General features: G+C 38.9%; 9 protein-coding genes. 8 read left to right on the forward strand and 1 reads right to left on the reverse strand.

Annotated elements, in window-relative coordinates; translation table 11 throughout:
* Window positions 1–281 precede the first annotated feature (281 nt).
* A complete protein-coding gene (locus tag QXD64_08725) occupies window positions 282–563 on the forward strand; it encodes a hypothetical protein (GenBank protein ID MEM3397390.1) in 282 nt (93 codons plus the stop codon).
* Entirely contained in the window at window positions 560–1,435 is an 876-nt protein-coding gene (locus tag QXD64_08730; GenBank protein ID MEM3397391.1) for a hypothetical protein, read from the forward strand. Before QXD64_08725 ends, QXD64_08730 begins: the two co-directional genes overlap by 4 nt.
* A 160-nt stretch (window positions 1,436–1,595) precedes the next feature.
* Here the strand turns inward: QXD64_08730 and QXD64_08735 are convergent, their stop codons facing one another.
* Complete coding sequence (locus QXD64_08735) at window positions 1,596–1,793, reverse strand: hypothetical protein (GenBank protein ID MEM3397392.1); 198 nt, start codon at window positions 1,791–1,793, stop codon at window positions 1,596–1,598.
* Window positions 1,794–1,803: 10 nt separating this feature from the next.
* On the opposite strand from QXD64_08735, the gene QXD64_08740 reads away from it, so the two are divergent.
* The 6 genes from QXD64_08740 to QXD64_08765 all read left to right on the forward strand — a co-directional run bounded on the left by QXD64_08740 (window position 1,804) and on the right by QXD64_08765 (window position 9,437).
* Window positions 1,804–3,900 (forward strand): hypothetical protein, encoded by a 2,097-nt coding sequence (locus tag QXD64_08740; GenBank protein ID MEM3397393.1) that lies wholly within the window; start codon window positions 1,804–1,806, stop codon window positions 3,898–3,900.
* Window positions 3,897–5,594 (forward strand): hypothetical protein, encoded by a 1,698-nt coding sequence (locus tag QXD64_08745; protein MEM3397394.1) that lies wholly within the window; start codon window positions 3,897–3,899, stop codon window positions 5,592–5,594. Before QXD64_08740 ends, QXD64_08745 begins: the two co-directional genes overlap by 4 nt.
* A gap of 20 nt (window positions 5,595–5,614) precedes the next feature.
* A complete protein-coding gene (locus tag QXD64_08750; protein MEM3397395.1) occupies window positions 5,615–7,198 on the forward strand; it encodes a hypothetical protein in 1,584 nt (527 codons plus the stop codon).
* A 160-nt stretch (window positions 7,199–7,358) separates the two neighbouring features.
* Window positions 7,359–8,429, forward strand: coding sequence for a hypothetical protein (locus tag QXD64_08755; protein ID MEM3397396.1), 1,071 nt, complete (start codon window positions 7,359–7,361; stop codon window positions 8,427–8,429).
* Between the two features lie 4 nt (window positions 8,430–8,433).
* Window positions 8,434–8,910, forward strand: coding sequence for a hypothetical protein (locus QXD64_08760; protein ID MEM3397397.1), 477 nt, complete (start codon window positions 8,434–8,436; stop codon window positions 8,908–8,910).
* 20 nt (window positions 8,911–8,930) lie between these two features.
* Window positions 8,931–9,437: a hypothetical protein gene (locus tag QXD64_08765; protein MEM3397398.1), complete on the forward strand. Its 507-nt coding sequence runs from the start codon at window positions 8,931–8,933 to the stop codon at window positions 9,435–9,437.
* The last annotated feature ends 199 nt before the right edge of the window (window positions 9,438–9,636 follow it).

A 9,636-nucleotide genomic window follows, 5' to 3' on the forward strand; every position in this document is an offset into this window, starting at 1 on the left:
GTAATATCAAAGGGATTAATAAAACTTTCGGTGCGCTCATGGAAAATTGCATACTGGCAAGACGAATTTACTTCTGAGCTCTCAAAGTCTCATAATGCCTATTACACAATCTTTGGGAAGTTAGTGGTGAATGTCAAAGTGTTATAGATAGGTTTGAAGGATTATGTTGGTGGCTAATTCAACATTTTAACGCTCAGATAAAAAATGGAATTTTATGGATAGTAAATTCTCTCTATAATTATTATCCTCCGCCCGATGATGAAACAATAGTAGAAACTTTTGTGGATCTCTACAGGTTTGTACAACTTTTGAGACAGGCAATAAACAATGAAGAATTTACTCAGATTGCTGAGAGCCTATTAGAGATGCTTCGCCATCTAATTTACTCAGAAAACACTCTCACATGGTTTGGTTGTGATGAACACCTCCAGTTTGAGACACATGGAATTAACATTTATTTCCCCCTCACAACTACAAAATTAAACGAATACACTGATGCTCACCTTGATTTTCTTACAAATACAAACTGGGAGGAATTAATATTATGGGTGCTAAGCTCATGAACAAATATCTTAAATTGTGTTCTCTTTTTTGTGTATGCATAATTATTGGTGGAATTTTTTATTTTTTAGCAACTCGTCTTGAAGAAGCAGAAGAAATATCGTTTCAAGGAAGTAAGAATTATGAGGGACATGGTGGCTATACAGTGAAGTTTGTAGAAGACAAAGTGGTCTGGGATGTGCCCCATAGTGATGGAAATGTAAATATTAACGGACTAGTTGAACCCGACGAATGGAACTATGCGAAGAAGTATGTTTACTCTTCTTCTTGTACATTTTCTCTCTATCTAAAACATGATGGCACATACTTGTATATTCTCCTGCATCTCTGGTTTGGGCAGTGGGGACAGAGGATATGGTCCGTGTATTTATTCTTTGGTTCCACTCTACCAATCACCGAACATGTAGAATACCACCATAACGCAACTTACACATTTTCCCTGGATGGAGTATTCGGGGGAAAAGATGGGATTTTCCTAGGATTATATGGAGATCCACCTTCAATGATAGGTAATGTGCTAGCAGAGGATATCTTGATAGGTGTAGATGGAGATAGTGAGGAGGTTATGATAGAAGTTAGGATTCCACTCAAATACCTGTCTGGGTTGGAACATGCGTTTAATATTGTGGGAGTTCCCTACTACTCTCCCAAGAGACGTTCATGTGTATTCTATTCGTTAGGTGGTAATGGATCAGCAGTTAGATTTCTTCCATACAACAGTTTTTGGTTGAAAATATTTTCCATCGTTATTCCCTTATTTCTCATACTCTTATATGCAGTTTGGCAGTTGAAACGAACATCATTTACCCTAAGAAAGGAGTTAAGCCAAAGAAAAAATATAACTAAACACATATCTCCTCCCTGTAAAAAATAGGTCTGTTTACTTAAAAGTGACTTTTCATTGAGTTTGTCAAAATTTAAGTGATTTGGGAAGGTGGAAAGCATCATCTGTTTATGTTTATAAATGTCTAGCTTATCAAGCACATCAAAGTTGGAAACGATTTTTCACTTAATTTTGGACAGCATCGGGAAAATCATGCATACCAGGATATCCATGCTTGGATATACACATCTACAGGTTGTGAGTACGAAACAAAGTTACTGTTTGAGGATACTGAACTTTCCCTCTCTGGACTTTCCCAGAATGTGGAGTACACAATTATAATTAAAGCCACAGCAGAAGATGGCACTTCAGGTACAGCCTCCAAAACCTTTATTATTTCTCTCTCCATAACCAATGTGGTGGTAGACATTCTGCAAGACGGAGTGAGATTTGAGTGGGACACGACGGTGCCAACAGCGGAAAACACAGTGAGGGTGTGGAATGGTGGTTACGACAGGACATTTGCGGAAGTAGATCCGGCCATTGAAAAAACCCATCACATCTCGCCAATATTCTCTGGACTGCAGAAAAACATGGTCTACAACTACAGAATCACAGCAAACACTGTGACTTTCTATAGCACTTTCCCGTTACCAGACCTGTATATTTATGATGTGGTTGTGAGTGCAACAGAGAACAGTGCAACCATTACCTGGAAAACGAACATAAATACAGACACAACGCTCTGGTGGAAGATTTACAAGCCAGATTGGGATGGCTATGGGTGGAGTCTCTCCAGCAAGGCAGAGAGCACGAAGGACCACACCGTCGTCTTGCAGCATCTAAATCCAGCAGAGAACTACGATTACTACATCGTAGCAACAACAGTGGTAGATGGTCAGACATACACAGCCAGTTATGGTAGCAGAGAACAGCCACACAGTTTCACAACGGAAACAGCAATCACGGTGTTGCAGGTAGAGGACTATTACGAGCCAGCGAGAGATGAGAATGGGGTAAGGGTGTGGTGGGAGACAGGGGATGATGGGGAACACACATACAGGGTTGAAGTGATAAAGGAAGGTATTCCCAAATATATGATGGAAGTGAGTGAGCAAGGAAAATGCCATATGGTAGAGATTCCAGTGGGACAAAAAGTAATTCCTAACACAACTTATGATTTCAAAGTAACAGTGATAGATGTGGGAATAGAGAAAACTATAGAGAATATAAAAGCCTCAGAAGATTATGATGGGGATGGATTAAGCGATGCTGAAGAGAAAACTGGATGGGATGTACCCCAAATTCATATGTACGCTCCATGGAGTTACACATACTATGATTCACGGCAAGGTGGACATGTAAGCTCCGATCCTGGTGATTCAGATGCAGACCATGATGGATGGAAAGATTCGGTAGAGAAAGAGCACAGGACGAAGCCATCACCAGCGGCGCCACCCATTGGAGGAGGAGGTGGAGGGGGCAAACCACCGTTAATATGCGGTGCGATGGACGCATCCCTAGGTTATGATCCAAACACGCTTCCATATGTTGATGGGAAAGATACAGATGGAGATGGAGTGAATGATCCTGATGATTATAAAACATATTCTGAGTGGAATAACAGAGTGGTCTGTAGCCCACTATCTGCAGAACCACGAAGAGCAGCCCTAATTGTAGCTCCTCTAGAACAAAATGGAGGTACACCTTATGGATCAGAGACAGGTAATAAGTGGAAGGAATTTTTCATGGCTCTTGGATGGCACACTGTGTTGCTGACGAGCGCAACTGATACAACCGTCCAGCAGGTGAAAGATAAGATTAATGAGGCAATAATGAGAATACATACAGACAACAATTTTGATTTGGAGATTTTTGCATTGATAATAATAAGTCATGGTTATGAAAAGGAAGATCGTACTGACGGGTATGTATCTCTTTCAAATGGAATATTGTATGCTAGCGACCTAAGAACACAAACACTTCTTTCAGAATATAGAGGTCACCTGTTCTGTGTAATTGATGCATGCTATTCTGGTTATTTTGCTAAAAAGCTAACTGAGGGTTATAATCCTGAATGTGGTAGGTGGGTAATAATGACTGCTGCAAATCTCCACACATCCACGATATGGGTGTCCACAGAGGATGGAAATTATCACGCATTCTCATATGTGCTGTTGGTGAAGGGTTTCATTGGTAAGGGAAAAAATGAGGTGTTTCATCCACAGAATCCAAACTACGATTTTAAAAATATCTGGAACACTGCTGACTCCACGATAAGGGCATGCGTAGAATCCTATTTTATGTATGTGAATGGAAGGACAAATATCCCCAGCATAGACTCTGTTTATTGGGGTGTGCTCCAGGGACAAATCAATCAGTATCCATGGCCATTGTGCGGGGATTGTCCCTCTCCTATTTCTCCGATATTTTGGTGTGGAGACAGTGGTGCTCTAATTGGCGAAAAAATGTTCTATGGCATGCCAGTGTTATATTTATGGTGGGATGTGAAATGAATAAGAAAGGAGCAAAAAATATAGCAATCATTTTTATCATTCTAACATTTTTTCAATTTTCATCCCCGAATGTATCTGCCGAAAAGGTATCCTCTGATATAAATTTCTATATAGAAAGGGGTGGAATCTACATAAATGGCGATGAAAATTTTACAAAAGAGAATGGAGTTGTGTCTGGTGATGGCACGCCCGAAAATCCCTACATAATAGAGGGTTACAGATTTGTAGGAAAACCTATAGGGCAAGAGCCAGAAACCAACATACCCCTATCATATGTATGTATCAACGGTACGAATGCTTCTTTCATAATTAGGCACTGTACCTTTGGGAGTGATAGTGAGAAATTTTATGTCTCTTACTTGATTTATTTAGCTTACACATCTAACGGAGTATTGGAAAACATTGAGACCTCTGAGCTTTCTATCTATTCAGCAACAAACTTTGTTGGATGTTATGAGAGCAAAAATATCACCATCAGGAACTGTACATTCCATTTACCAGATAGCGGACACTATCCTCTTGCATGGTTAGATATCGGTTCTCTTGAAAACTTTTCCATTTTCAATAACACATTTTGCGGGAGCTCCGACCCAGGGAACTGGTCGCTTCTTCCTATAATAATTCACCCTAATTTCAATATGAAATCTCTTGTTCTTAAGCATAACAGATTTATTAATGCGGGCATAATTTTTGCACCAAGCGACGGAAGGGTGAATTTCTACAGTACCTGGGATATAGATACTACAAATACAATAAATGGAAAACCAATATGTTTCATCAATTCACTTACAAATTCGACTATTTCATTGGATAGGAAAGAAATAGGTCAATTAATCATCGCAAATTGTACTAATGTCACTCTAACAGGGACATTTTTAAACACATCTACTAGAAACGCCCCATTTCAGATTCTAGCATGTTACGATTGTAAAATTATAAATAACAATTTTACAAACATTTCATGGATGGAGGTTAATTGTGGAAGAGTGACATTTGAGTATAACTGGATAGAAATGCAAGAGGATTTCCATCTTATATCGCACGGAAAGGGTGAAGACGTGTGGTTATTTTCTAATAATACCATTATCTGTAGGAAAGTACCCTTCATAGCTGGAAGTGGTTCGTTCCCACGATTTGACAGAAATTATTGGTCAATTTGGCACAGTCCCGATGCAGATGGTGATAGCATAGTAGATAAACCTCTCATGTTAGGAGACAAGATGCTTGATGGACATCCACTTTCTAAGTTTGCGTCGCATTTTGATCTTTTTCATATACCGTTGATAACCATAGATGCTTCCAGTCCATTTGAAATTGAAGGAAGTGTTAGGAGTACTAAAAATATTACCAGATTTATTATGTATTATAAAGTCTCTGGCGAAAACAATTGGAAAGAAACTGGTGAATCGTTTCAGGGGATAAACACAACGGTTTACCACTTTTCGTTCTCAGTTTGTGTGATGGCAAGAGAGGGAGAGGTATTTGAGTACTATTTTGCAGTAACTGACGAGACAAACACATCACTCACAACCGCACATTACACAGCGAAAATTACAGGAAACAAAGCCATCTCCCGTTCTGTTTATTTAGATGTAATAATTTTCCTGATTGTATCCTCAGTGATATTTTTAGGAGTAGTTTACATGTTGCGTAAAGTTAAACGGAAAAAAATGAAAAAAATAAAAACATACTGACAAATAAAGGAAGTGATGCAATGGAGAAAAGAGCAAGGACGAAGCCGACACCAAGAGCAACTGGTGGAGGAGGAGGTGGTGGGCATCCACCATTAGTTTGTGAGGTGGGAGGACCCGAAATATATTATAACGGACTTGGATGGATTAGAGATGCAAAAGATACTGATAGCGATAATGTTAATGATGAGATTGATCTTAACCCTGTGATGAACGAATATATGCGAATTGATGTAGAAATAAAGGATTTGCCTACGACGAGCTATTATGCGCCAGACTTAGGGCTATGCTACTTAAAAGTGAGCTTATCTACTGGAGATAGATTTAGTTCTGATGGAGATTTTAGTGATAAAAAAGTCAGGATGTACATCAACACAAATGAGATGTCTCAAGATTTGACGCTAGGGCTATTCCAAAAGGGAAGTGAGAATGATATATGGATAAGTATAAATCCGTATGAGAAAAGCTACACAATAGCACTAACCTACCAAGGAAAGGAAGCCACACAGGGATATACTCACTACTGGGAAACATATGGTGACCTTTACAAAGATGGAGGAAAATATACTTTTACAGGACAGCAAGTTTATGTGAATGCACCATATGCGACTATTGAACTATGTATTTCAACATTGGGTAAGGACATAGACAATGACAGAATCCCATACTGGGCCGAAGTTGCATATGAAAGAAATCCGAACAAGTATGATGGGTCCGTGGATACGGATGGTGATGGAATGGAATTGTGGTGGGAAGATTTCTACTTTCTAAATGACAGATTGCCGGAAGATGCAAACTATGATTCTGATGGAGATTCATTCAAAAATCTTTGGGAAGCAAAATTGAATAGGAACCCATGGGATCCAAAAACTGTTTACAGAATTTCCCTCACAGTTTCTGTTGGCTGGGATGCTACTCAAGAGGAATTAGAAAAGATAAAGGATTCATTCAAAGGTGCAAGTTTGTACATGATGACTGTAACTGATGGTTACTGCTATATCGGGGATGTGACGATATACAATAATGATCGATTTGTTACTTTTGAGGGAAAAGAATATTGGTGCCATCAGGCAAATGTAAGAATTTATCCAGAAGAAGCCGTGACAAAAGAGAACACCATCTACTGGCCCCATACAAAGAATGTTGAGGGATATTGGGATGGAATTTTGTGGATATCTATCCCATTCGGAACTTCGTACTACATATCTGGGGAAATTGTGTTTCCAAAAAGTTTTATTTGGGGCAATACTCTGGTAAGCTTAGGGACTGCTGCCTACTATATGATGATTGTCCATGAACTTGGACACTATGTATTTGGATTGTATGATGAGTACAGAAGTGATACCCCCTACTGGGATGACCTTTACTATGAGGACCTTGGGAGCCACAGTTTAATGTATACAAACTATTATTTTTTGAGCTACTATAATCTCTATGTTGATTTATATTTCCCATATACCACTCAATGGGCGTATACCCAGAAGTCTTGTTGGGAGTGGTTTGTAAAAAGAATGGGAGGGCGCGATGCAATACATTTTACAGATGAGGCAAAAACCCCTGGTATCATCCATACGGAGCATACGCAAATTGGTGGGAGGTTCCTTTAGATATTAACTATGACTTTTCTTCTGCTACAGCCACCAGATGGACAGCTCCACCCGAAACCACTACCTTTGACTTTATCTATACATGGAATCCACCTAATTTTAATGTATTGTCATTAATGAGCTTTACAATTTATTATCCTTGAAGGAAGGTGAAATGAAAATGAAAAATGAAGAGGATGAAAAGGACGGAATTGGAAAGGTCCAAAAGAATGCAAGAAGAATTGGACGAGGAAAATTCATTATTATTCTGACCGTTGTTGTTTTGCTGCTTGTTCATCTTGTGATTATTCCCATTTGGGTGTGGATTACCACTCCTCAAGAGAATTTTTCTCTACCTCCCACGGTAGGTGGGAGTTTGGAATGTGTTTATATAGATGAGGAAAAGGATATAGGAGTATTTGTGGCAGAGATTTATACTCTTCCAGGTGATGAAATTGTGAAACTTCGCCCACTTTGGAATCGCTCCGAGATTTTTCCAAATATCACGCTAGTGGAGGACAAGAATGTCCACTGGGTAGATGTAAGGAATGATTCTCTCTTCCTTAGTGGGGATGTGCTTCTTCTGTACAATGTTTCTAAATACTACGGAAGGACATTCTTTGTATCTCTTAAAGGAATACTTAAGTATTATGAGGGGAGGAGCATGTCAAAAGAAGAGATCGTGGGGGGCATCTATGGTAAAATTCCTGATGCGAGAATTCTCACATTTTCTAGAAGTATGTATGTTGGTAGCCGAGATATGGAAATTGGATACAATTATTACTGGTCTACGATTATTCATGAACTTGGACACTATGTATTTGGATTGTATGATGAGTACAGAAGTGATACTCCTTATTGGGATGACCTTTACTATGAGGATCTTGGGAGCAATTCTCTGATGGGTAATAACTATTATTTTCTGAGTTATCGGGCACTCTACGAACCATTATGGCCATACACACAGCAGTATGCTAAGAGAGGAGTATCTTGTTGGGAGTGGTTTGTGAGGGAAATGGAGGATTTGAGAGGGGTGCTTCATTTTTCATATGAATGTAGGGACTCCATGTACCAGCCGTGGGGAAGTTATGAGCTTCCACTCCATGACGGAAGAAAGATAAATTATGATTTTTCTAAGTTCACAATAGAAAATATGAATGGATGGCTTGCCTCATTTGAAGAGAGGTATAATACTGACACACCAAATTATGATGTTACTTTTCTGATGAATATAAGCATTGATGGGATATGATATTATGAACACAAAGAAAAGTGGTTGGTTATGGTGGGTATTCGTACCGCCCCTTACGACAACCCTGGTTACTAGCATCCTGATTGTCACAGCTCCATACACTCCACCCCCTCATTTTTTCTTCCCACCTGATGTGAGAGGGGAGTTAGTAAAAGTTAATGTTAGTGAGGATTCTACGGTTTTTGAAGTGCGATTTGATATTAATAACTTAAACGAAGAAATTGAGAACATTAAACTATTTTATGCAGCTATCTTTTTCAAGAATAATAACACAACTCTTGAGTTAAGAGAGAATGTTGATTATGTGTGGGTAGATAGTTGGAAGGATGGGATTTTTTTCACTGGAGATCATGTAATATTGTATCATTCTAGCAAGTTTGAAAATGCAGTGCTCAGTATCTCCGTTGATATTACTTATAAACGCCCAGTTTCAGATTTTTCTAATTATAAGACGGGTCTACGGTTGGAGGGGATAATATAAAATTGAAAAATGTTAAATTAATGGGTAAAAAATTTTTAACTGAGCAATCGCGTGCAATAGTAGCAATTCTTTTAGGTGTTTTCCTTGCGAGCATTTCACCAATAGTTGTTTACACCCTCTGGTGGACAGACCATGCGAGTTCAGCAAGTAAACGAGAAATTCCACATCCAAATGTAAATGGAACGCTTGTAAAAAGCTTTTCAGACCCAAAACGAAATTATGTCATATTTGAGATTCGGTTTAATGTAAGTGGCGGAGAGATCGAGCGTGTAGAGCCCCATTGGAATTCCTGTTACATGCTCAGAAATGGCTCAGACCTGTGGTTGCGAAAGGAGATTGATTTTCAGTGGGAAGATGTAAACAATGACACTCTTTTCTATATAGGTGACCACATTATAGTTTACAATGCAACAAATTACACTGGAAATGTATTCAGATTGTACTGTTCGATCATTTTCAAGAGACCATATTCAGGTGCTTCCTACCTGCATGAGTTTGCACATTTTAGACTGGAGGGAATTGTGTAAGAGCTCTCGGATTACTCTGAATGAGGGCATTTTAACAAAGAAATCTATCCGGAGAAATAATCAAGATTCAGGTTGGGTCATAAAGATTTGGGGTGCTAGTATATAAAGCAGCATGGTTCTATTCACAACTCCTAAACCTTAATTTATTTCTAAGAATTCCCTGAATAAAAACGAAGGAGGATGGGATGCATGACAATCT

The organism is Thermoplasmata archaeon (genome assembly GCA_038874435.1).
Taxonomy (GTDB): Archaea; Thermoplasmatota; Thermoplasmata; order Lutacidiplasmatales; family SKW197; genus SKW197.

Excerpts from the sequence above, each read along its gene's own strand:
- QXD64_08730 (MEM3397391.1), top strand. The coding sequence starts at position 560 with ATGAACAAATATCTTAAATTGTGTTCTCTTTTTTGTGTATGCATAATT.
- QXD64_08735 (MEM3397392.1), bottom strand. The coding sequence starts at position 1,793 with ATGGAGAGAGAAATAATAAAGGTTTTGGAGGCTGTACCTGAAGTGCCA.
- QXD64_08745 (MEM3397394.1), top strand. The coding sequence starts at position 3,897 with ATGAATAAGAAAGGAGCAAAAAATATAGCAATCATTTTTATCATTCTA.
- QXD64_08750 (MEM3397395.1), top strand. The coding sequence starts at position 5,615 with ATGGAGAAAAGAGCAAGGACGAAGCCGACACCAAGAGCAACTGGTGGA.
- QXD64_08755 (MEM3397396.1), top strand. The coding sequence starts at position 7,359 with ATGAAAAATGAAGAGGATGAAAAGGACGGAATTGGAAAGGTCCAAAAG.
- QXD64_08760 (MEM3397397.1), top strand. The coding sequence starts at position 8,434 with ATGAACACAAAGAAAAGTGGTTGGTTATGGTGGGTATTCGTACCGCCC.
- QXD64_08765 (MEM3397398.1), top strand. The coding sequence starts at position 8,931 with ATGGGTAAAAAATTTTTAACTGAGCAATCGCGTGCAATAGTAGCAATT.